This is a genomic window from Aquirufa novilacunae (genome assembly GCF_045310505.1).
Taxonomy (GTDB): domain Bacteria; phylum Bacteroidota; class Bacteroidia; order Cytophagales; family Spirosomataceae; genus Aquirufa; species Aquirufa novilacunae.
This window is the reverse complement of the sequence record NZ_JBEWZG010000001.1, coordinates 758,830-780,395: the sequence shown is the minus strand read 5'-3', so window position 1 is coordinate 780,395 and position 21,566 is coordinate 758,830. Positions and strand designations below refer to the sequence as shown.

The window sequence follows — 21,566 nt, the reverse complement described above, 5'->3', positions numbered from 1 at the left end:
TTGTGTTTTTTTGGTTCTTATCAGCGCCTATAAAGGCGGAAGTAGATTCCTTGCAGGTCTGTCTTCCTTGCAATGAAATTCAAAAGGATTCTTCTCTTGCCTTGCTTGCAACTAAATGGAAATCAGGTGATTTAAAGATTTTACATTTGGGCGATTCACACGTTCAAATTGGTCATTTTTCGGGCGAGATTAAGCGCTTATTGCAAGCCAAAAATTCAGGTATCCATTTTCCCTACCCACTAGCGAAAAGTGTGGATGGTCGGCTTTTTAAAACGAAAGCTTCTGGTCATTGGACAGGCGTATCGGTTTTAAAACCCGCTTCGGGAATCAACATCAGTTTAACGGGTTACGCCGTTTCTACGCGGGATACCTCAGCGAATATTCAATGGATAGCGAAAGATTCTTTGCTTTCGTTTCGAAGGGTTCGAGTATGGACTGAATCTGATTCTTGCGCTTTAACGCCTGATTTAGGGCCTTTCTTTCAGGTAACCCAAGTGCAGCAACAGGGAAATTTGCGTTTTATTGACTTTGAATCAAGTTTACCTTTGAATCAATTCACATTACAAATGCGCAGAAATGCGCCGATGCAAGATCAATTTACCTTACACGGAATTGAGTTAATTTCGGCCAAAAAAGGCATTGAATACGTTGACTTAGGAGTGGCTGGCGCGCAATTTACTCAATTAAAATCTCGAGCTAATTTGGTCCTAGATCAAGTGCGGGCCTTGAAACCAGACTTAATTATTTGCTCATTTGGGACTAACGAAGCCTATAATTTGAATTGGGATGCGCGTCTTTATGAGCGATCTCTAATTCAATTTTCACAAGACATAAAGACAGTGCTTCCGCAATCCGTTTTTTTATGGACAAGCCCGCCGGATAGCAGGAGTCAAAAACGGGTTCCTCGCTACCAGAATCAACTAGTTCAATTATTTGCGAAGCAAGCTTTCCCGTTTTATGATTTAAATGCTGTGATGGGTGGATTTGGCTCGAGTTATTCCTGGGTTAAGAAGGGTTATTATTTAAAAGATCAAGTGCATTTAACTAAAGAAGGATATCAATTGCAGGCTAAACTTTTTGTTTTGGCCCTATTAAAATCCTGGGGCGATCAAGCCTCTTTGGAACCACTATTAGACCAGGTTAACAAACAAATTATCAGCGGAAATATTCCCAATTAATTTATATATTTAGGCTTAAACCATTTTGTCTCGTAGTGAGTTTTGTAGCTAAGACAAAATTGCATCTTTAATAAACCTTACGATGGCTATCAATTGCACAGTAAACAAGAAAAAGGTTTCCTTGGACATAGACCCTAACACACCGTTGTTGTGGGCTTTAAGAGACCATTTATCACTTTTAGGAACGAAATACGGTTGTGGAATTGCCCAATGTGGCGCCTGCACCGTTTGGGTAAATGGAGAACCGATGCGTTCATGCGTTCTACCTATTTCAGCGGTATCTAACGCGCAAATTACCACGATTGAAGGTTTAGATCCAGCCGGAAAACATCCGGTGCAACAAGCTTGGGACGAGTTAGACGTGCCACAATGTGGTTATTGCCAAGCAGGTCAAATCATGACAGCTGCTGGACTTTTGAAAAATAATCCACACCCGACAGATCAAGAAATTATCGATGGAATGTCAGGCAATATCTGCCGATGTGGAACCTATCACCGTATTCAAGAAGCCGTAAAATTAGCCTCTAAAAAGATCAAGAAATGAAAACGTCCAGAAGAGATTTTTTACAAAAAACCGCCCTATTTACGGGTGTATTTACCTTAGGTTTCGACTGGTTTTCAGCGGATGCCTCGGCCATGGAAGTGGTGGGATCTGCGGGTCGTTTTAACGCCTTTCTCTCGATTGATAGCTTAGGAAAAGTGATTCTATATTCCCCAAACCCAGAAATTGGTCAAGGAATTAAAACCGCATTTCCAGTCGTAGTAGCAGAAGAATTGGACGTAGACTGGGCTCAGGTGCAAGTAGAGCAAGCAAATTTAGATACGAAACTCTTTGAACGCCAATTGACTGGAGGAAGTGGTGCCTTGAAACATTCTTGGGAGCGCCTCAGAAAAGCGGGTGCAACGGTTCGTAAGATGATGATGCAGGCTGCTGCAGATCGATGGAAGGTGGATGTAAGTACTTGCAAAACAGCAAAAGGAGTTGTCTTAGGACCTGCAGGTCAAAAAGCGACGTATGGTTCTTTAGCCGAAGCTGCTGCTAAATTACCTGTACCCACAGAAGTTACCTTCAAGGATCGCAAGGACTATAAAATCATAGGATCCCGCGTGAAAGGGGTGGACAATAAAAATGTCATTACGGGTAAACCTCTTTTCGGAATAGACATTAGAAAGCCAGGGATGGTGTTTGCGCAAATCGTGCGTCCTCCTTTTGGTGCTACGTTGAAATCTTTCTCGGCAGACGATGTGAAGAAAATGCCGGGCATTATCGACGTCGTTTCCTTTAAAAATAAAGTGGCTATCGTAGGGGAGAATACCTACGCTATTTTGCAGGCTCGCGCTAGTCTGCGATGTGATTATGGTTCTGATGCTCCTTTGGAAAGCACAGAAACGCACCAAAAATGGTTCGACGATGGTATGAAGTCCGACAAGGCGCAAGTGATGCGCAAGGATGGAGACTTTACAGCAGCCATCGCCACAGCGACTAAAGTAATTGAAGCGACCTATGAATGTCCCTTCATCTCGCATAGTCCGATGGAACCGATGAATTTCTTCGCGGATGTTAAGCCAGACTCCGTGCTCTTAGCTGGACCTACCCAGGTTCCACAACCTGCTCAAAAAGCAGTTTCAGACCTGTTGAAAATTCCTTCTGATAAAATTCAGGTAGAGATTTCCAAAATGGGTGGAGGTTTCGGCCGTCGCTTAAGTAATGATTTTGTGTTAGAAGCTGCTGAGCTTTCGAGTATCATCAAGAAACCTGTTTTAGTGATGTGGACGCGGGAGGATGACATGACGGGAGGTACTTACCGCCCAGCAGTTCGTTATCATTTCAAAGCGGGTATCGATGCTTCAGGTAATATCGTGGCGTTTTATTTACGCGGCGTAGGCTTAAATGCCGGTAATTCTACTCGCCAAGATAATTTCCCAGTAGGAGCGATCGAAAACGTTTTGATCGAATCTATCGACCAAAAATCCGCCGTCACCACTGGCCCATGGCGCGCACCGATCACGAATTTCTTAGGTTTTGCTGAACAAGCCTTTTTAGATGAGGTAGCTGAGGCAGCAGGAAAGGATCCGATTCAGATGCGATTAGCGCTTTTAGAAAGAGTCAAAACGAAACCAGTTGGTAAAATCACCTATGAGCCTGCTCGATTTGAAGAGGTGATTAAACAAGTAGCTGAGAAGTCACAATGGAAGAAAAAGCCAGGTGTTCACCAAGGTTTCAGCGTCTATTATTCACACTTATCGTATGTGGCTCAAGTTGCAGAAGTTAAAGTGGAGAATGGAAAACCCAAAGTAACGAAGGTGACTGCTGTGACGGATTGTGGCGAAGTAGTTAACTTAAGTGGAGCTGAAAACCAGGTAAAAGGCGCCATCATTGATGGTATGGGCCACGCGATGTTTGCGAAATTAAATTTCCAAGCCGGAGTGGCCAGCCCAAATAACTTTAATACCTACCGTATGATTCGGGGAAATGAGGTTCCGGTAATTGATGCACATTTTGTGAATAATGGAATTGCACCTACTGGATTAGGCGAACCAGCTTTACCACCTACGGGAGGTTCTATCGCGAATGCGATTTATGCAGCCACTAAAAAGCGTCATTACAAACAACCATTTAGCTAATGAAAATAAGCTGGCTAGATAATCTTCGGGTGAATGCAACCATTGGTGTGATTTTGATTCATGCCTCTGCGACCATTTTATTCCGATTTACGAAAGTGCCAGCGGATCATTGGTGGATTGCAAATTTATACAATGGGGGGTACCGCTATGTGGTACCCATTTTTGTCATGTTGTCAGGTGCCTTGCTATTGCCTAGAGAAGAGCCAATAGGCCCTTTTTTGAAGAAAAGTTTTCAGCGCATTGTTATGCCTTTTCTGTTCTACAACCTGATTTTTACCATTTTCAATTGGCAGGTTCGGCTGAGAGGTAAATCTTTCGGACTTTCAGATGGATTAACGTGGATAGGAGAGCAATATTTTAATGGAGCTTCGTACCATTTTTGGTATATCTACATGATTATTGGAATCTATTTGTTTATTCCCATCATTGGTCGTTGGATTCGATCGGCTCCAGAGTCCCATATTCAGTATTTTTTAGGCGTTTGGGGATTGACTATTTTGTTTAATAATCCCCACTTTCCTTATCTGAAATTGCCTGTAGCTCTAACCGATTTTACGGGTTATGTGGGTTATTTAGTGCTTGGCTACTATTTAAGTACGAAAGAATTTAGTGCTGGTATTAAATGGAAGGCCTTGTTGATTTTCCTTGTGGGGACTTTGTGGACCATGGTGGGATCCTACTTCTTTACGGCGGCTAGCGGTAAGTTTTATGGCTTGTTGTATGCGAATTTTTCCCCTAGTGTGGTCCTCGCTACGGTAGGAGTGTTCTTGACTTTTAAATATCAAAACCTTGATATTAATTTCCTGAAGCCATTTCGGGACTGGGTGAGTTCGCACAGTTATGGTATCTACCTAATTCATATCATTGTGTTGTTTTATCTTGCCAAAGCAGGTATTTACGGTGAAATGCTTCATCCCAGCATTGCCGTGCCATTGACTGCTCTGGCCTGTCTTTTAATTTCGGGTTCCATTGTCTGGATTTTGCGAAAAATACCACTGATTAAAAACTTGGCTGGTTGATTGATTGTGGGGGTATTTTTGTACATTCGTTAGAATACCTTTAACCACTCATACCTAACCATTTAATGCACGAAATTTATAAGTTGGGGCACACGCTTGCGGTGTTCATGAGCTTTTTCATTCTCTTGCTTTTATTCTTTAAATCGACTGGGGCTTTCTTCAAAAGTCCGAAGCGATTCCTATTTTTCTATTTTCTCTTTTTTGGCTTATTTACCTTATTGCATTACTGTCTTTTTATCGAATGGCATGTAGAGGTCGTTGCCGTTCTTCTAGGTAATTTCGACGCGTTTTATTATTTACTATATCCTTTGGCCTACTTGTATGTCCGGGCGATGTTAAAGGTTAAAGTACATTTTTCGGGTTACGATTGGTTTCATTTACTCCCTTTTGCTATCCAATTAGTAGATATGTTACCTTATGCTTTTACCTCTTTCGCTCATAAAGTAGAGGTAGCTGAATTAGTTAAATTTGATGTACATGAATTAGTTCAGCAACAATTCGGATTCCTCTTGTCCACTCGTTTTCATTTTTACTTCAAACTTATTTTAAGCAGTGGTTATATTTTTTACAGTGCCCGATTATACCTACTTCATCGACCTGAAAGGCCTAAAAATTTCATATTGCATTTTTGGATTCCAGGTTTCCTCGTGCTTCAGGTATTATTGGTCCTCTTTTTGGTCTATTTCTTTTTAATCGTTCCCCATCTTGAGCAGTATAAGTTAACCTACCAAGGGAATACCCCTTGGAATTACCTGGGCTTAGGTTCCTACCTAGTATTCTCGCTAAGTGTTTTCTACTTTCCAGAGTTCTTATATGAGCCCTATATCATAGAAGAAAGAGAAGCGAAATTGAAAATACCTCATTATGAATTATCGCCTGAAAAATTAATTGAAATTGAAACCAAATTGGATTTATACTTAGAGGAGTATAAACCCTTTTTAAAGACTTCTTTTTCGCTCGCACAACTGTCGTCTGCTTTAGATATTCCGGTTCACCATTTTAATTTTTATTTCAGAAAAACACAGCAATCTAATTTTCTGGAGCAACGCATGCGCTGGCGAATTCGATATGCAAAAGAATTGATCGATGCGGGGAAAGATAAAGTACACACCTTAGAAGCTATTGGTTTTGAATCAGGTTTCCAGTCCAGAACGACTTTTTTCGTCAACTTCAAAGAAATAGTGGGGGAGTCCCCCTCAGCTTATGCAGAAAGAAAAAGCAAGCTATAGTGGCGATTCGCCCGTTTTTTTAGACACTTTGTTCGGTATTTCGAAAATGGAACATACAAATGGGAATTAATTTCCAGGCTCCCTACTAAATCCCTATTATTGTTTAAGCGAATCTGATACCGCCTAACCACTAGAAATAATAATAGAACAGATGAATGCAGGGAGCGAGGGTTATTGACCCTTTGCTCCTTTTTTTATTTGATATGGCCGTCTTCCATCTCGATGATACGAGTCGTTTTTGCCGCAAATTCATTATCGTGTGTAACGATTAATAAGGTTTGTTTATACTCTTCGGCTAACTCTTGGAAAATATTAAATACGATTTCGGAGTTTTTCTTATCCAAGTTTCCAGTGGGTTCATCACCCATAATTAATAAGGGGTCATTGATGAGTGCTCTTGCAATGGCAACGCGCTGCTTTTGTCCACCTGAGAGTTGATTCGGGTCTTTTAAAGCTTCATTTTCAATCCCTAATATTTTCAGCTTTTCGTATGCTCTGTGCTCAATCTCTTTTTCTGAATACTTCCCGAGTTTCAAGCCAGGGAGCATAACGTTTTTTAGGACCGAGAATTCGTTTAATAAGTAGTGGAATTGAAATACGAAACCTATTTTTTCATTTCTGACGATGGCTAGCTCTCCTTCTTTTTTGTCACGCATCGATTCTCCATCGATCAATAGATCTCCCTCGTAATCCGTATCCATGGTGGATAGAATGTAGAGTAGGGTTGATTTACCACAACCTGACCGACCGATGACAGATACAAATTCACTTTGATTTAGCTGGAAGCTAACTTTATCTAAAATCTTCACTGTCACGGGATCGTGAAAGTATTTCGATATCTCTTTAGCCTCTAATACGACCTTATTCATATTATTTTCCTCTAATGATGATGACCGGGTCAATACCACTCGCCTTACGTGATGGGAAGAATCCTGCAAAATAGGTGGTCACGATGGCAAAAGTTCCGCCTATTAAATAGAATTTAGGGTTGTAATTAATCGGGTATGTTTTGATCGTAGGTAATGATTCTGTGTTGAATGGAATCTGGTCGATGATGGAGGTTAATCCAAAGCCGAGCAGTAGTCCCATCACTCCTCCAAAAATGCCAATGCTTAATGCAATAGAAATGAATATTTTATTGACATCTTTTCCTGAAAACCCTACCGCTTTTAGGATGGCGATAGAATCCATTTTCTCATAGATCATCATATTCAGGATGTTATAGATACCAAAACCTGCGACTAGTAATAGGGTAATACCCACCGCATAAGAAATAAGCGTTCTGACCGAACTTCCCGTTTCGAATTGTGAATTCGCGGTTTGTATATCAACGGCATTTAATTCATACACCTTTTTATATTCTTTAGCTACCTCAGGCGCCCAAAGAATATCCTTTAATTTTACTTGAATGTCTGTGATGTAATTACTGGGCTTGCCTAAAATTTTCTGGGTGGTAGACAGCGAGCAATAACTTTGGACATTATCCAAATCCTGAATTCCAGATTGAAAAATTCCCACCACTCTTAGTGCCACCTGATCACCCTTGCTTGTTGTGATTTGAATGACATCGCCCAAATTAGCCATCATTTTAGTGGCTACGCCTTTTCCCAAAATGATACTGTTGGGGATATTCTTCAAGTCAATATAGTTCCCGGAAGTAACATAATCGCTAAACTTAAAAAGTCGATTTTCTTCCACAGGATCAACCCCAAAAATAGATCCCGTCAAATCTACCGCCCCCACATTATAAAAAACTTGAGCACTTATTTTAGGAGCAACCCCTAAAACGCGATCATCTTTTTGAAGAGATGAAATGATGATCTTGCTATTATTGATACCTAGTAACTCATTCTTCGGTTTAATGGAGGAAACGAAATTGTGACCGTTTTGATTTACAAAATCTGCTGGCTGTTTTTCCGAAATTTGAATTTCTTTATAGATGCGAACGTGTGCCGTTCTGTTCGTAATTAAGCCATCTAGCATGTCATTTAATCCAGACATGAAACTAAGGACAGTGACAAACATCGTTATACTGATGGTCACACCGATAGCCGCGACTAACGTCTGCTTCCACCGGGCAATCAAAAGCGAGAATGCGACCTGATATACGAGTTTGAATTTCATTATTTAGGCTTTACAATTTCCTCTGTGGCTTTTAACCCAGATAGAATCTCTGCTTTTTGAAAATCCTTTAATCCCACCTTCACAACCCTTTCCTCACCAGATGCTAAGGTCACAATTGAGTCTTGTTTTAAATAATTTCGAGGAATTAAAAGCGCATTCTCCTTTTTGCTTAATAAAATATTAGCCTCAAAAGTAATATTTGGGAATAGTTTAGGGGGAGCATTGGTGAATTTTGCTTCAACTACGAATGTCTTACTGCGCTCATTCATAATCTCGGAGATTTTCGTGACTTTCGCCTCAAATGATTGATTCTTATAGCTATCTAATGTTAAAATCACCTTTTGGCCATTTTGAACACGTAAAATGTCATTTTCATCTACCTGTAATTCCAAAACAAAGTCCTTGTAATTTCCAATCACCGCAATAGGGGTTTGTGGACTAACGATTTCGCCAATCGTTTTCAATAGACTATAAACGATTCCATTTGTTTTTGAACGTAGAATGAAATCTTGGGCTTGATTTCTAGAAATCTGTAAACTCTTTTTTGATTGAGCGGAACTGAATTCTAAACTTCTCTTTAATTCTTTGTAGCGTTGAATAGCGGCCAAATAGTTAGATTTAGACGTTTGGAAAGCTAATTCTTTCAATTCGAAATCTACTTTCGTTCCTATTTGTTGATCCCAAAGATTTTTTTGGCGGTAATACAAAGACGAGTCTACTCGGAATTTATTCTTAGCGGATTCAATGACTAATTTTGCCTCATCTAATTTTCCTGAATTAGCGGAGAAATCATTAAAATTAGCTGCAATGTTTGCATTTTCTGCAGCAAAACGTTGTGTCTCGTTGGTGATGGCAACTAATGGAGTCCCTACCTGCACGGAATCACCTTCCTTTACGAGTAACTGGCTAATTATCCCATTAACGGTGACATAAGCTTGGTATTGATCAGCCGTTTTTAGTACACCTGAGGCATAAACTGATTCTGTAATGGGACCTACTATAGGAAGACTAGTTTCTTCCTTTTTTCCGCATGAAAATACGAGGATCCCTAAAGCGAATAGGACTATATGTTTCATACTCGTAATTTACCCAAAAAAGAAACATGAATGGATGCGTTCATCCATTTTCTTTCTAGAACAATATTTCCATACTTTTTAGTTGTTCCATATTTTCAGGCAGGCAGCTGATTTTGCGACTTTCATTATTCATTAAATAGAGACTCGGAGTTGAAAACACTCCGTAGGCCTTCCTTATTTTTTCAGTAGCCTTAATAAGTATCCAATCGTTGGGAAAAACCCAGGGATTTGTATCATTATCTATTTGCAGCGCAATAACAGATAGTTTTTGCGACTTGACATAGGGAATTAAATCAATTAATAATTCAGTGCAGTGGAAACAAGATGGACTATAGAACAAGATTAAAATTTGTTTTGTCCCGGGATGAAAATAACTTAATTGAAATTTGTCTACTATGAAATCCGGAGCCAGTTCTCCAATTTGTAGTGTTCTAATAGACAAAATGTGGGCGTTTATTTTTTGTTTAAATTTCGCAGGGCAATCTGGATCTAAACTGAATTCAGCTAATTTTTCAATCCAATCGTTTTTGCCTGTTGCTGCGATTTTAGGATAATAAAAATCAAGCGCATCTCCATAATGTAAAGAGTCACTTCGTCTTGTTTCTCTGATTCGAGAAATGACCATTTCGATGGATAATTTTTTCTGATTAGACTGTTTGAAATCGGGAAAGCCCACTGATTTGCCTTGACAAAATCCGGTAAAAGATAGTAGGATTAACCAGATGAAACTCCTCATTTTAATCTCGAATACAACGAACGGAAAGACCTGCATCCTTATCATTATTAGATATTTGGTTGTAGGTTGAAGTCGTATAAATGACCAAGCCTTTCGCGTAGGTAACGTCGCTATGAGTGGAACTCCAATAAAAGAATTGTGATCCCCGATTCATTAATGAGCTACTGCTTCCTGTGCTTAAATAGCCGGCAGCGTGCATTTTTAATACACCTGCGAATGCTTGGGCTCTCAAATTTGCATTGTTGACGGCGGTCCACTCTGTTACAGTAGGTATTCTCCATCCCACACCTAATTCCAAAGTACAGGGATCAGTTGTTGCTCCCCAATTCAAAGTCTCCGTGTTTGTATTCGTAGAGGGGAATGTAGGGGAAGTGGACACGCCATTATTCCTGTATCCTTTTTTCTTATTGAATTGCCAATACCATCCTGCCGCTGCCTCAGTGGCATCTGTTTCCGATGTGGCTTGATTTGTTGAGCCTAGGTTTTGGGTAATCCAACATTTTTCTGAACCACTTAAAGATGATTTTACGGTACCATAGATAACCGTTTTATTTACAGGAGCGACCCCATTAGTTGTGGTATGAACAATCGTAAGTGCATTGCCACAGACAAAGGATAGTGTTTTTTTTCCAAAACGTTCTAATCCCTTGCCACTTCCTATTTTTCCACTAAAATCCACATAAATGTTAGGGTTAGTTTGACGAAATCCTGACTTGGTCAATTGACTAAAAACTAGGAACGGTATGAAAATTAACAGTATGATGCTTTTCATGGGATTAATAGTAATAGTCGATTTGGATACGATCTCCTGCAATTAAAGCGTAAGTCTCGTTATTCGCGGGTAGGTAGGTAAAGGTGGTACCAGATAAGCTGAAGGCTGTTTTGGAGATTCTGACACCGTTGATATAGAGTCTCATGAGTGTGTTCGCCGATTTTGTTTGAGTAAGGGCGAAAACTGTTTGGCCTACAGTAGCCGTATATTCATCGCTCACCTCTCTAACTAGGCTAAAATCAGTTCCATTAATGGCGACTGACATGGCCGAACTTCCATTCCCTTTAACTAATCCACTTAGGGAATTAACTCCTGTTCCTCCATTCGAAACGGGTAAAATACCTGTTACTCCAGAAGACAACGTTAAGCCAGTTAAATTCGTTGCCAAGCCTGATGCCGGTGTTCCTAAGGTAGGGCTCGTGAACACAGGGGAAGTCAAGGTTTTATTTGTTAATGTTTCAATGCCCGTCAAACTAACTTTTAGGTTTAACGCAGTCTGAGTAGCTGATGAGATCGGTTTTAATAGATCTGTTGTATTATCTACATTAGTTAAACCTATCATAGCTTTCGTGATTCCTGCTACTGTCCCGGTAAAGGTAGGGGAGGCAATGGGGGCCTTTAAGTCAAGAGCAGTATTACTAGCTTTTGCGTCTAACGCTGCTTGAGTTGCATTACTGATGGGTTTTAATAAATCGCTCGTATTGTTAACATTACCTAGCCCCACTTTCGTTTGGCTGATGCCGTTGGCTACTTTAGCATCAGTAATAGCAGCGTTTGCTATTTCTGGATTAGAGGCTGTTCCTGTTAAATCACCAGCGAGTCTAATTTTTCCATTGACAAGTGAGGTAGCATCTATTGTTTTTGAGGCGTCTACATAAGCCATATTTGCTGCATCAGTTGATAGACTGGGCTGGTCTGTTAATGTTATTTTTTTTCCAGTAGGAAAAACTAAGTTTCCTTGAAGAGTACTTCCGGCTAATTGTACATATCGTGCATCTGTCGTCCCAATGTTATTAGTGATTTCATTCCAATTTGGACTGACATAAATAAATGTTCTACCGTTATTTGCGCCAACTGGATCAGAGGAAACGATAAAAATATCACCTCCTACTGGTGTGCCACTGATACTTATGTTACCATTATTGTATAATCCAGTATAGTTTCTTCCTAGAGAAATGGCAATATCCCCATTTACATCAGGAGTTACTCCATTTACCCTTTTAACCGAACCTTTTAAATCCAGGGCTGTTTGAACTGCCGTACTGACTGGTTTATTGGCATCTGAAGTATTATTAACATTACCTAATCCCACCATGCTGGCTGTAATTCCAGAAACGATTCCTGTAAAAGTAGGAGAGGCTGTTCCCGCTTTTGTTGCTAATCCCGCCACTAAATCAGTTGAATTTGCCTTTAAATCTAACGCGGTTTGTGTGGCGGTGCTAATTGGTTTATTCGCATCAGACGTATTATCCACATGAGTCAAACCTACCATAGCAGCGCTTATTCCTGATACTATTCCAGTGAAAGTTGGGGAGGCAATAGGTGCTTTTAAATTTAAATCAGTGATATCTGCCTTCAAGGCAACATCTGTCGAGTTTGCTTTTTGATTTAAGGATACAATGGATGCTTTTAAATCCAAAGCAGTTTGGGTAGAAATGCTAATGGGTTTAGCTAGATCCGTTGTATTGTTTACATTGTTCAATCCTACCATCGTCGCTGTAATGCCTGAAACCATCCCAGTAAAGGTGGGTGAGGCAATAGGCGCCTTTAGGTTTAGATTGGACAAGTCGGCTTTGAAAGCTAAATCGGTAATATTAGCTTTTAAATCTAATGCCGTTTGTGTGGCAGCACTGATAGGTTTACTTGCATCGGAGGTATTATCGACATTAGACAAGCCTACCATGCTAGCAGACACACCTGAAACGATTCCGGTAAAGGTGGGTGAGAGGAGAGGTGCCTTAGCGTTCAATTCGGTTTTGTCCGCCTTTAAATCTAATCCGGTTTGAGTCGCCGTACTGATCGGTTTATTTAGGTCTGAAGTATTGTCAACTAAGTCTAAGCCTACTTTTGCTGGATTGATTCCAAATGCGATTTTTTGATCTACTATACTTGAGTCTCTTAGTTTTGGTCCATGAATCGCCCCATCGCTAATTTTGGTATGTGAAACGGCATCGTCTTTTATAAGGGGGGCGGTGGCAAGTCCAGATAAGTCACCAGAAAGCTTGATTTTACCGGGTAAAATGTCAGAGGCTAAGGGTACATCGTTTAGGATAATTTGGTCGATTTGATTCTTTATTTCAAGTCGTAAGGAAGCTAAGTCGGCTTGATTTAATAGACCCGCATCATTCGAGAAGTAGGAGAGGCCGGCTGGTTTTCCTTGGATATTTTGGTAGTCAACAGATTTTGCATACAGAGCATAGGGGCTATAATTTAGGCTATTACGGCTAATTTCCGTGTAAGAATTTGAGGAGGAAAACTTCACCTCGACCTGTAATGTTTTTAGGGTGTCTGACCATCGGATATCATCAAAAGTGGTGCTTGATAGCTTTATCCCTTTCCCAATAGTCAGGTTGATTAACCCATATTCATCCGTCTGAGCCTGATGTGTTTCTTGGTATTCTAGCGTTGTGCCTTTTAGTAGGCTAAATCTGATTTGAACGGGAGATTTTGCCAATGGTTGACCTGAATGATTATTGCCAGGCATGGCAATAGAGTTAGGATCTAGGATGACCGCTTGGTAATTGATGCCTGTTTTTTGTGCATATCCACAAAAAGAGATTCCGATCAAAAGAAGAATTCGTTGGATATTATTCATGGCTGTTGAAAGGAGAATAGTGTAGCCCAAACCCAAACGAGGTAGGATTGATCGCGAATTGGCTTCCATCTTTTTGGATGGTATTTAATTGCCAGGAATCAGAGAAGTAAATAAACAAATCAGTTTGAGCATTCAACTTTTTAAGTATTTGCAATTCTGCTCCTAGATGAAACTGAAGTCGGTCAAATTGATTATTTCCTTGCAGATTATAGGTGTGGACTCCCATTTTTTGATTACCCATTATCAGCTGGCTTACTTGAAGTAGACCTGTATAAGAGATAGCAAATCCTTTTCCCAAATTTGATCTCATTCTCAGACCTGACTTTAGGCCTGCGTAGGTAGTAGTATAGCTGAAGGGAATATTTTGGACCACACCTGAAGAATTAAATTCATTCAGATGAATACCCCATTGAAAAAGGAGTTTTCGGACAAATGCGCTTTTCGTTTTGGACGAATCGACAAGTGGTCTATTATGTGCAATGGATAGGTGTAATCCTGCCTCAGGCTGAAATGAGTGGGCCGTGGAATTAATAGGATTATTGAATCTGAATTGAGCGGAATTGATTCCTACCTGAAATCTCCAATCTTGTGCTAGCAGTTTTTGTGAACACAAAATGGAGATTAAGCAGATAAAGGAAATAGTAAATGAATGGGTTAGGTATTTTATTGTTTTCATACTATTGTGGTTAGGCAATTACCCGAAGGCAAAAGCAAGCTACATAAAAGGTTTTGGAATGCTAAATGCTAAAAAAATCAGCTACCTGGCAAATGGATTATATGCTCAATTGCGTGCAATTGAGGTCGATTTTATGCTTTGTGGCTTTTGCAAATTATCAAGAAACTGATAATCTCACTTTCGGATTAGGATTGTCAATTTATTATTTGTAAAGGCCTTTAAAAGGTCTATTTAAATTTTGGTATATTGCCACACAATTGATGTAAAATGAAAATCTCCTTTCTTGAAAATTATGCTGCTTTAAGTAAAAAAGCAGCTTCTCTTATTGTTGAAGAAGTAAAGCATACCCCTGACTTGCTATTTTGTGCTGCCACGGGTGGTAGTCCCACAGGCATGTATGCAGAAATGGCAAAAGAAAAGGAGATTTTTGGTCAGATGCGGGTAGTGAAAATGGATGAATGGGGGATAATTCCGTCAGAACATCCAGATTCATGCGAGACCTATTTGAAAAAGCATTTATTGGGACCTTTGGAAATCGATGACAATCGCTATACCACATTTGATACGAAGTCTGAGGTTGTGGAAGCTGAATGCCAACGAATGAATGCATTTTTGACCGAAAACGGAGCTTTGGATATTTGTATTTTAGGCTTAGGTAAAAATGGTCATATCGCATTTAATGAGCCTGCTGAAACCTTGCAGCTTTATTTTCACAAAGCTTTATTAGCTGAGTCTACGATTGCACATGACCCTGCACTCTCACATGGGGATGAGCCGGCCTATGGATTATGCGTAGGAATGGAAGGAATTATGCAGTCAAAAAAAATCATTTTCTTGATTACGGGGAAAGGAAAGCAAGGGGCTGTGAAGCGAATTATGGAACGTAAAATAGGAACGGATTGTCCTGCTTCTTTTTTATGGATGCACCCGAATGTGGAATGTTTAATTGACTCCTCTGCGGTCTAGTCTTTGTACGGATGACGCTCGATCCAGTCAGCTTCCGGTTCTAGTATGGGAAAAATCCATGACAGATTGCGATGAATTAGGCCAAAACGATGCCGCATAATACCTTTTAGTTGTGTCGCTTTTGCCCCAATTGAACTCTTAATTTCAAGTGCTGTTCTGCCTAAAATAATCCGGCTAAACCCTTCAGCGATACCACATTCTACCATATCGTACAACATGTTCAGATAAAGCATTTTTTCACGCTGTATCGTTTCATCGTATCCTAAGAAATACGTTTCTAATTCCTCCCCATGGCGTATGACAGTAGAAAATCCAACTAACTGATTATCTAGGAAATACCCTCGCAAGATAAAATCCGTTCCAACGTATTTTTTAAAGGTGGAAAAATGGTTTGAAGGCAGGATAAAGGTGTTGAATGGTGCATTCTCAGCCACATGTAGATAGAGAGCATAAATCCTTTCCTCCTGTTCTACTATTTCCACGTAACTAAGCTCTTTTCTACTTAGGCCGTCCCCTTTTTTTCGACACCGTTTCCATTGGTCACGGTATTTTTTTGTCAAATCAGCCACATAATCGTTTTCTGATTGCCAATTGGGATTAATCTCAAAAACCATATTTGGTTGTGAGCTGAATTCATAATCAGTTCCAAAGGCAGGGATATGGAAGGTCTTGATTTGGCCTTCATTAAAATCTTTGAATATGGTTAAATGAGGTTTATTTGGCCAATTTTCAACAATCACGCGCAGTTTTTCAACTAAAATTTTCTCGTCTACTTCAGGCAAAAAAGCATAGGCATTTTGGCCACTCAGCATATTATTCCCCACCAAAAGTAATTGCGATGCAAATTGCTTAAACAGAAAATTCCGCATCGCCGTTTTGATGGCGTGATCTCTCTCTCCAAAACCAGTCAATTTCGCCAAATCAATCTCTTGAATCAAACTGGTAGCCACCAGTTTTTCGCTATCAAATATCCCCAAGAAAGTACATTCCATATTTTCAGGCGAAGATTCCTCCAAAGTCTGCAAATAATTCTTCTGCAAAAAAAGGCAGGACGCCGACACTTGATCCCAGTTTTCGGGTAATTCAGCTGTTTTTTTGAAAAGTTGATGGGTGTAATTGAGACTCAAATGATTTGTTTAATGGGTGTGTAACACACAAATTGTGAGAATTGTTCCGGACTGACGCTCCGCGTCTTCAAAGAACAAAGCACAAAGCAAAAAGCACAAAGTCGGTATCCGCTGCGCAGATGACTTTTTGAAATGTTTTGTCCTTCGGATTCATTCCCTCGGACTGATTACCGTCCACTGACTACCGACTACTGTCACGAAGTGACTTTGTGGCCCCGGCGGGAATCGAGTCGAGCGCGACCCCGGCCTCATCTAGCGTTTAGAAGGAGCGCTCTTCTGCTTCCCTCTGGGTGGCCCCGGCGGGAATCGAACCCGCATCTAGCGTTTAGGAAACGCCTATTCTATCCGTTGAACTACAGCGCCAATCTTTTTTATTCTTTGTGCTTTATACTTTCCAGAGCTAAAGCTCTGGACTATACCCATCACTATGCCCCATCAAGTGATTTCCCTCTAGCCAGTTCGGGAAAATCTGCATGTGCTTGTCTTTTAATTGTCCCATGATCGTCTCGCGAAGTTCGGCTAAGTTACTACGTTGTTCTGCAGAGATGAAAACGGTTTTTGGTGTATTGGTTTGCCAGTGAGTGCGCTTTAAAAAGGCAGTCACACGGTCCATTTTACTTAATTCCACTTCGCCATCGATGCCCACTTCAGATCCTTCGAAGAAAATGTCCTCGACAGGGAAGAGGTCAATTTTATTGAAAACGAGGATGGTAGGTTTATCTCCTACCCCCATTTCGTTAAGGATGCCTTGAACTACTTCGATTTGTTCCTCAAAATTCGGGTGGGAAATATCTACCACGTGCAATAATACATCGGCTTCGCGAACCTCATCTAAAGTCGATTTAAAGGATTCGATCAAGAGGGTAGGGAGCTTGCGGATGAAACCTACGGTATCTGTTAATAAGAAAGGAATGCCTTCCCAGACTACCTTACGAACTGTTGAATCTACTGTGGCAAATAGTTTATTTTCAGCGAAAACGTCTGTTTTTGCTAGTTTTTGCATCAAAGTGGACTTGCCTACGTTTGTATAACCCACCAATGAAACGCGGACCATACGGTCGCGGTTTTTACGTTGGGTGAAGGATTGCTTGTCGATGGCTTCTAATTTGTCCTTCAGAAAGGCGATACGGTCGTTCGCGATACGACGGTCCGTTTCTAATTCTTTTTCTCCTGGACCACGCATACCTACGCCACCACGTTGTTTGGAAAGGTGAGACCACATGCGGGTTAATCGCGGTAACATGTATTGGTATTGTGCGAGTTCTACCTGGGTACGAGCTTGAACGGTTTGGGCTCTCAAGGCAAAAATGTTGAGAATCAATAAACTGCGATCTAATACTTTAACTTCTTTGCCGTATTCCTGAATATTAAATTCAATATTACGCACCTGAGATGGGCTTAAGTCATCGTCAAAGATGATCATGTCGACATCCTTCTCAATGACATAGGCCATGATGTCCTCGAATTTTCCTTTACCTACGTAAGTCTTGTTATCGGGCTTGGCTAAATTTTGAGTAAAGCTGTGAAGCGTCACGACGCCGGAAGTAGAAGCTAAAAAGGCTAATTCCGCGAGGTATTCGGCCGTTTGTTCGGCATTTTGTTTTTGAGAAGTGACCGCGACTAAGACCGCGGTTTCTTGTTCCTCATCCGTACGATGTACTACGTTGTTTTTCATTTTAGCTAAAAAAAGCCTTTCCGTGAAGAAAGGCTTTCTTGTTAGATAGGCTGTTCTACTTATGCGTTTAGCGCCTCTGCACCCCCTACGATCTCTAAGATTTCCTTCGTAATAGCTGCTTGACGTGAACGGTTGTACTCTAATTTCAATGCTTTAATTAATTCGCCAGCGTTATCAGTTGCTTTATCCATTGCTGTCATACGAGCGCCGTGTTCTGAAGAATTAGATTCTAATAAGGCACGGAAGATGGATGATTTAATTGACTTTGGAATTAATTCAGAAATAATTTCTTCCTCAGATGGCTCAAAGATATAATCTACTGAACTCGCTTTTTCACCTGATTCTGAGGCTACTAATGGAAGTAATTGTTCTGTTTGAATAATCTGTGTAGCAACGTTCTTCGAGTAATTGAAAAGAATTTCTACAACATCATATTGCTTCTCCGTGAAGGCATTTAATACGACTTCACCGATTTCACGTACGTTTGTGAAGTTCAAACGTGTGAAGATGTCTGTATGCGCATCATTCACTTTGTATCCACGACGTGATAAATATTCTGCTCCTTTTTTACCTAATGAAAGAATCTCTACATTTCCAGACGCTTGAAGATCGGCATATTTCTCTTGTATTAAAGCCATGGTCGCTTTTCCTACGTTCGCATTAAATGCGCCGCAAAGTCCACGATCAGAGGTTACTACAATGATTAAGGCATTCTTGATCTCACGTACTTCGGTGAAAGGATTCTCCGCACCCGCTTCTGTTTGAGCAGAAACGGTGGCAATCATTTCCGCTAATTTCTTAGCGTAAGGACGCATTTGGTGTATGGCATCTTGTGCACGACGTAGCTTCGCAGCGGAAACCATTTTCATGGCTTTCGTGATCTGCTGCGTCGAGTTAACCGATACAATTCTATTTCTTACTTCTTTTAAGGAAGCCATAGTATTCTAATTTTATGCTTTGTATTTAGCTGCTACTTCATTACCCACACGCTTCAACGTAGCGGTTAAGGTATCATCGTATTTACCTTGACCTAAAGCTTCTAATGTTGCTTTTTCTGTCGCACGTAATACTTGAATGAAATCTTGTTCGAATTCACGAACTTTTTCTACTGGTACGTTATCTAAGTTACCAGTTGTAGCTAAATAAATCATCGCAACTTGCTCCTCTACGCGTTGTGGTGCGAATTGAGGTTGCTTTAACATTTCTAAGTTACGGCGACCACGGTCGATCGTTAACTTCGTCGATGCATCTAAATCAGAACCAAACTTCGCAAAAGCTTCTAGCTCACGGAATTGTGCTTGATCTAACTTTAAAGTACCCGCTACTTTCTTCATTGATTTGATCTGCGCGTTACCACCCACACGAGATACCGAAATACCTACGTTAATTGCTGGACGAATACCTGCGTTGAACAAGTTTGTTTCTAAGAAGATTTGACCGTCAGTAATGGAGATTACGTTCGTTGGGATATAAGCAGAAACGTCACCCGCTTGTGTTTCGATGATCGGAAGAGCTGTTAAGCTACCGCCACCTTTCACTAAGTGTTTGATTGATTCTGGTAAGTCGTTCATGTTGCGAGCGATCTCATCCGAGTTGTTTACTTTCGCCGCACGCTCTAATAAACGAGAGTGAAGGTAGAAAACGTCACCTGGATACGCCTCACGTCCTGGTGGACGACGTAATAATAGAGAAACCTCACGGTATGCTACCGCTTGCTTCGATAAGTCATCATACACAACTAAAGCTGGACGACCTGTATCGCGGAAGAATTCACCGATTGCTGCACCTGTAAATGGAGCGTAGAATTGCATTGGAGCTGGATCCGCAGCTGTCGCCGAAACGATTACTGTGTAATCCATCGCACCTGCTTTACGTAAAGTTTGCTCAACTTGCTTCACAGTAGAAGCTTTTTGACCGATCGCTACGTAGATACAGAAAACTGGCTCTCCTTTATCGTAGAATTCTTTTTGATTAATGATTGTATCGATACAAACCGCAGTTTTACCTGTTTGACGGTCACCGATTACTAGCTCACGTTGACCGCGACCTACTGGGATCATCGCGTCGATCGCTTTGATACCTGATTGTAATGGTTCAGTTACTGGTTGACGGAAGATTACCCCTGGTGCTTTACGCTCTAATGGCATCTCATATAAATCTCCTGCGATAGGACCGTTTCCGTCGATAGGCTCACCTAAAGTGTTCACTACACGACCTAAAATTCCATCACCTACTTTTACAGAGGCAATAAGGTTCGTTCTTTTTACGGTATCACCCTCCTTTACAGAGCTAGAATCCCCTAATAATACAGCACCTACGTTATCCTCCTCTAAGTTCAAGGCTAAAGCTTTCAGACCGTTTTCGAAAACGATCAACTCACCTGCTTGTACGTTAGATAGGCCGTAAATACGTGCCACACCATCACCCACTTGGAGTACGGTACCTACTTCTTCTAGTTCTGCGACAGTTTTAGCTTGGGACAATTGTTCCCGTAAAATAGCTGAAACTTCATCTGGTCTTACTGATGCCATATAAAATGGAGGGGTTTAATAATTTATAAATTGATTTTTAAACTATTTATTTTGAATCAAATTTCGGGTGCAAAATTAGTCATGAAATTTGAATAATCCCATGAATTAATCAAAAAAAAGACGATAATCATAAGACTTTTTGAAGAAGTGTCTTTGAGCTAAGTTGGAAAGCCTGTTAAATGCCGTTAAAATTCTTGAAAAAGAGGCTTTTTTCTGTATCTTCGAACCTTTGTTTTTGACAATTAATAAACAATCTATATGAAAATTAAATTGCTTGCCATCCTTACTTGTTTTGTTTCATTGACTTCTGTAGCGCAGATAAAACCGAAGCCTACCACGAAGCCTGCCACGAAGCCCAAGTTAACGGTTTCGTTAACTAAAGTGCCCGTAAAAGAATTCGCTAATCAAGTAGATTCTGTTTCCTATGCGGTAGGGGTATTAGTGGCACAGAATTTTAAATCTCAAAAAGTTACGTTAAATCCAGCGATGGTGGCGAAAGGTTTTGAGGCAGCCACTCAAGGTGGAGCCTTGAAAATGACAGAGCAGGAATGTCAAAACATCGTTTCAAACTACATGATGAAGAATCAAGAGGCCTTGGCCTTAGAAAAATCAAAAGAATTTTTGCCTAACAAGGAGGCGGGTGAGAAGTTTTTGGCAGAAAATAAAAAGAAAGACTCGATCATCGTGACGTCTTCTGGATTACAATACAAAATCATCAAATTAGGTACAGGTCCTAAGCCTGTTGCAACGGATAAAGTCAAGACGCATTACCACGGAACATTAATCGATGGTACGGTGTTTGATTCTTCCGTACAACGCGGTGAGCCTATTTCATTCCCTGTTTCTGGCGTCATCCCAGGCTGGGTAGAAGCCTTGCAATTAATGCCAGTGGGTTCTAAATTCAAATTATTTATTCCTGAAAACCTAGCTTACGGAGTTCGTGGCGGTGGTCAAACCATCAAACCTTATTCCGCATTAGTTTTTGAGGTCGAATTATTAGAGATCGAAAAGTAAACC

General features: G+C 40.6%; 18 protein-coding genes and 1 tRNA gene. 7 read left to right on the top strand and 12 right to left on the bottom strand.

Annotated elements, in window-relative coordinates; all coding sequences use genetic code 11:
• Positions 1–2: 2 nt before the first annotated feature.
• The 5 genes from V7S74_RS03565 to V7S74_RS03545 all read left to right on the top strand — a co-directional run bounded on the left by V7S74_RS03565 (position 3) and on the right by V7S74_RS03545 (position 6,051).
• A complete protein-coding gene (locus V7S74_RS03565; protein WP_406777389.1) occupies positions 3–1,178 on the top strand; it encodes a GDSL-type esterase/lipase family protein in 1,176 nt (391 codons plus the stop codon).
• A gap of 82 nt (positions 1,179–1,260) precedes the next feature.
• Positions 1,261–1,722 (top strand): (2Fe-2S)-binding protein, encoded by a 462-nt coding sequence (locus tag V7S74_RS03560; protein ID WP_406777388.1) that lies wholly within the window; start codon positions 1,261–1,263, stop codon positions 1,720–1,722.
• On the top strand, positions 1,719–3,803 hold the full coding sequence (locus tag V7S74_RS03555; protein WP_406777387.1) for a xanthine dehydrogenase family protein molybdopterin-binding subunit: 2,085 nt from the start codon (positions 1,719–1,721) through the stop codon (positions 3,801–3,803). The genes V7S74_RS03560 and V7S74_RS03555 overlap by 4 nt, the downstream gene beginning before the upstream one ends.
• Positions 3,803–4,822, top strand: a complete 1,020-nt coding sequence (locus V7S74_RS03550; protein WP_406777386.1) for an acyltransferase — start codon at positions 3,803–3,805, stop codon at positions 4,820–4,822. The genes V7S74_RS03555 and V7S74_RS03550 overlap by 1 nt, the downstream gene beginning before the upstream one ends.
• Positions 4,823–4,887: 65 nt before the next feature.
• Positions 4,888–6,051 (top strand): helix-turn-helix domain-containing protein, encoded by a 1,164-nt coding sequence (locus V7S74_RS03545; RefSeq protein WP_406777385.1) that lies wholly within the window; start codon positions 4,888–4,890, stop codon positions 6,049–6,051.
• Between the two features lie 194 nt (positions 6,052–6,245).
• Here the strand turns inward: V7S74_RS03545 and V7S74_RS03540 are convergent, their stop codons facing one another.
• From V7S74_RS03540 to V7S74_RS03510, 7 genes are read right to left on the bottom strand one after another with little or no spacing between them, the layout of a single operon-like run.
• Positions 6,246–6,920 (bottom strand): ABC transporter ATP-binding protein, encoded by a 675-nt coding sequence (locus V7S74_RS03540; protein WP_406777384.1) that lies wholly within the window; start codon positions 6,918–6,920, stop codon positions 6,246–6,248.
• Between the two features lies 1 nt (position 6,921).
• On the bottom strand, positions 6,922–8,175 hold the full coding sequence (locus tag V7S74_RS03535; protein ID WP_406777383.1) for an ABC transporter permease: 1,254 nt from the start codon (positions 8,173–8,175) through the stop codon (positions 6,922–6,924).
• On the bottom strand, positions 8,175–9,251 hold the full coding sequence (locus V7S74_RS03530; protein ID WP_406777382.1) for an efflux RND transporter periplasmic adaptor subunit: 1,077 nt from the start codon (positions 9,249–9,251) through the stop codon (positions 8,175–8,177). Before V7S74_RS03530 ends, V7S74_RS03535 begins: the two co-directional genes overlap by 1 nt.
• A 55-nt stretch (positions 9,252–9,306) precedes the next feature.
• A complete protein-coding gene (locus V7S74_RS03525; protein WP_406777381.1) occupies positions 9,307–9,987 on the bottom strand; it encodes a hypothetical protein in 681 nt (226 codons plus the stop codon).
• A 1-nt stretch (position 9,988) separates the two neighbouring features.
• Entirely contained in the window at positions 9,989–10,759 is a 771-nt protein-coding gene (locus V7S74_RS03520) for a fibrobacter succinogenes major paralogous domain-containing protein (protein WP_406777380.1), read from the bottom strand.
• 4 nt (positions 10,760–10,763) lie between these two features.
• Positions 10,764–13,574 (bottom strand): hypothetical protein, encoded by a 2,811-nt coding sequence (locus V7S74_RS03515; protein WP_406777379.1) that lies wholly within the window; start codon positions 13,572–13,574, stop codon positions 10,764–10,766.
• Positions 13,567–14,250 (bottom strand): hypothetical protein, encoded by a 684-nt coding sequence (locus tag V7S74_RS03510; RefSeq protein WP_406777378.1) that lies wholly within the window; start codon positions 14,248–14,250, stop codon positions 13,567–13,569. The genes V7S74_RS03515 and V7S74_RS03510 overlap by 8 nt, the downstream gene beginning before the upstream one ends.
• 267 nt (positions 14,251–14,517) lie before the next feature.
• On the opposite strand from V7S74_RS03510, the gene V7S74_RS03505 reads away from it, so the two are divergent.
• Positions 14,518–15,216, top strand: coding sequence for a 6-phosphogluconolactonase (locus V7S74_RS03505; RefSeq protein ID WP_406777377.1), 699 nt, complete (start codon positions 14,518–14,520; stop codon positions 15,214–15,216).
• On the opposite strand, the gene V7S74_RS03500 is transcribed toward V7S74_RS03505, so the two are convergent.
• The 5 genes from V7S74_RS03500 to atpA form a co-directional block, all read right to left on the bottom strand.
• Positions 15,213–16,343: a GNAT family protein gene (locus V7S74_RS03500; RefSeq protein WP_406777376.1), complete on the bottom strand. Its 1,131-nt coding sequence runs from the start codon at positions 16,341–16,343 to the stop codon at positions 15,213–15,215. The genes V7S74_RS03505 and V7S74_RS03500 overlap by 4 nt on opposite strands.
• 287 nt (positions 16,344–16,630) lie before the next feature.
• A tRNA-Arg gene (locus V7S74_RS03495) sits at positions 16,631–16,707 on the bottom strand.
• A 36-nt stretch (positions 16,708–16,743) separates the two neighbouring features.
• Positions 16,744–18,018: a GTPase HflX gene (gene hflX / locus V7S74_RS03490; RefSeq protein WP_406777375.1), complete on the bottom strand. Its 1,275-nt coding sequence runs from the start codon at positions 18,016–18,018 to the stop codon at positions 16,744–16,746.
• A 59-nt stretch (positions 18,019–18,077) separates the two neighbouring features.
• A complete protein-coding gene (atpG, locus tag V7S74_RS03485) occupies positions 18,078–18,956 on the bottom strand; it encodes an ATP synthase F1 subunit gamma (RefSeq protein WP_406777374.1) in 879 nt (292 codons plus the stop codon).
• Between the two features lie 12 nt (positions 18,957–18,968).
• Positions 18,969–20,549, bottom strand: a complete 1,581-nt coding sequence (atpA, locus tag V7S74_RS03480) for a F0F1 ATP synthase subunit alpha (RefSeq protein WP_406777373.1) — start codon at positions 20,547–20,549, stop codon at positions 18,969–18,971.
• 258 nt (positions 20,550–20,807) lie between these two features.
• Here atpA and V7S74_RS03475 point away from each other — a divergent pair, with 258 nt between their 5' ends.
• Positions 20,808–21,563 (top strand): FKBP-type peptidyl-prolyl cis-trans isomerase, encoded by a 756-nt coding sequence (locus V7S74_RS03475; RefSeq protein WP_406777372.1) that lies wholly within the window; start codon positions 20,808–20,810, stop codon positions 21,561–21,563.
• Positions 21,564–21,566: the final 3 nt, after the last annotated feature.

What these genes read in the sequence shown, in the direction of transcription:
- V7S74_RS03560 (WP_406777388.1), top strand. Translation starts at nt 1,261, where the DNA reads ATGGCTATCAATTGCACAGTAAACAAGAAAAAGGTTTCCTTGGACATA.
- V7S74_RS03555 (WP_406777387.1), top strand. Translation starts at nt 1,719, where the DNA reads ATGAAAACGTCCAGAAGAGATTTTTTACAAAAAACCGCCCTATTTACG.
- V7S74_RS03550 (WP_406777386.1), top strand. Translation starts at nt 3,803, where the DNA reads ATGAAAATAAGCTGGCTAGATAATCTTCGGGTGAATGCAACCATTGGT.
- V7S74_RS03545 (WP_406777385.1), top strand. Translation starts at nt 4,888, where the DNA reads ATGCACGAAATTTATAAGTTGGGGCACACGCTTGCGGTGTTCATGAGC.
- V7S74_RS03540 (WP_406777384.1), bottom strand. Translation starts at nt 6,920, where the DNA reads ATGAATAAGGTCGTATTAGAGGCTAAAGAGATATCGAAATACTTTCAC.
- V7S74_RS03535 (WP_406777383.1), bottom strand. Translation starts at nt 8,175, where the DNA reads ATGAAATTCAAACTCGTATATCAGGTCGCATTCTCGCTTTTGATTGCC.
- V7S74_RS03530 (WP_406777382.1), bottom strand. Translation starts at nt 9,251, where the DNA reads ATGAAACATATAGTCCTATTCGCTTTAGGGATCCTCGTATTTTCATGC.
- V7S74_RS03525 (WP_406777381.1), bottom strand. Translation starts at nt 9,987, where the DNA reads ATGAGGAGTTTCATCTGGTTAATCCTACTATCTTTTACCGGATTTTGT.
- V7S74_RS03520 (WP_406777380.1), bottom strand. Translation starts at nt 10,759, where the DNA reads ATGAAAAGCATCATACTGTTAATTTTCATACCGTTCCTAGTTTTTAGT.
- V7S74_RS03515 (WP_406777379.1), bottom strand. Translation starts at nt 13,574, where the DNA reads ATGAATAATATCCAACGAATTCTTCTTTTGATCGGAATCTCTTTTTGT.
- V7S74_RS03510 (WP_406777378.1), bottom strand. Translation starts at nt 14,250, where the DNA reads ATGAAAACAATAAAATACCTAACCCATTCATTTACTATTTCCTTTATC.
- V7S74_RS03505 (WP_406777377.1), top strand. Translation starts at nt 14,518, where the DNA reads ATGAAAATCTCCTTTCTTGAAAATTATGCTGCTTTAAGTAAAAAAGCA.
- hflX (WP_406777375.1), bottom strand. Translation starts at nt 18,018, where the DNA reads ATGAAAAACAACGTAGTACATCGTACGGATGAGGAACAAGAAACCGCG.
- atpG (WP_406777374.1), bottom strand. Translation starts at nt 18,956, where the DNA reads ATGGCTTCCTTAAAAGAAGTAAGAAATAGAATTGTATCGGTTAACTCG.
- atpA (WP_406777373.1), bottom strand. Translation starts at nt 20,549, where the DNA reads ATGGCATCAGTAAGACCAGATGAAGTTTCAGCTATTTTACGGGAACAA.
- V7S74_RS03475 (WP_406777372.1), top strand. Translation starts at nt 20,808, where the DNA reads ATGAAAATTAAATTGCTTGCCATCCTTACTTGTTTTGTTTCATTGACT.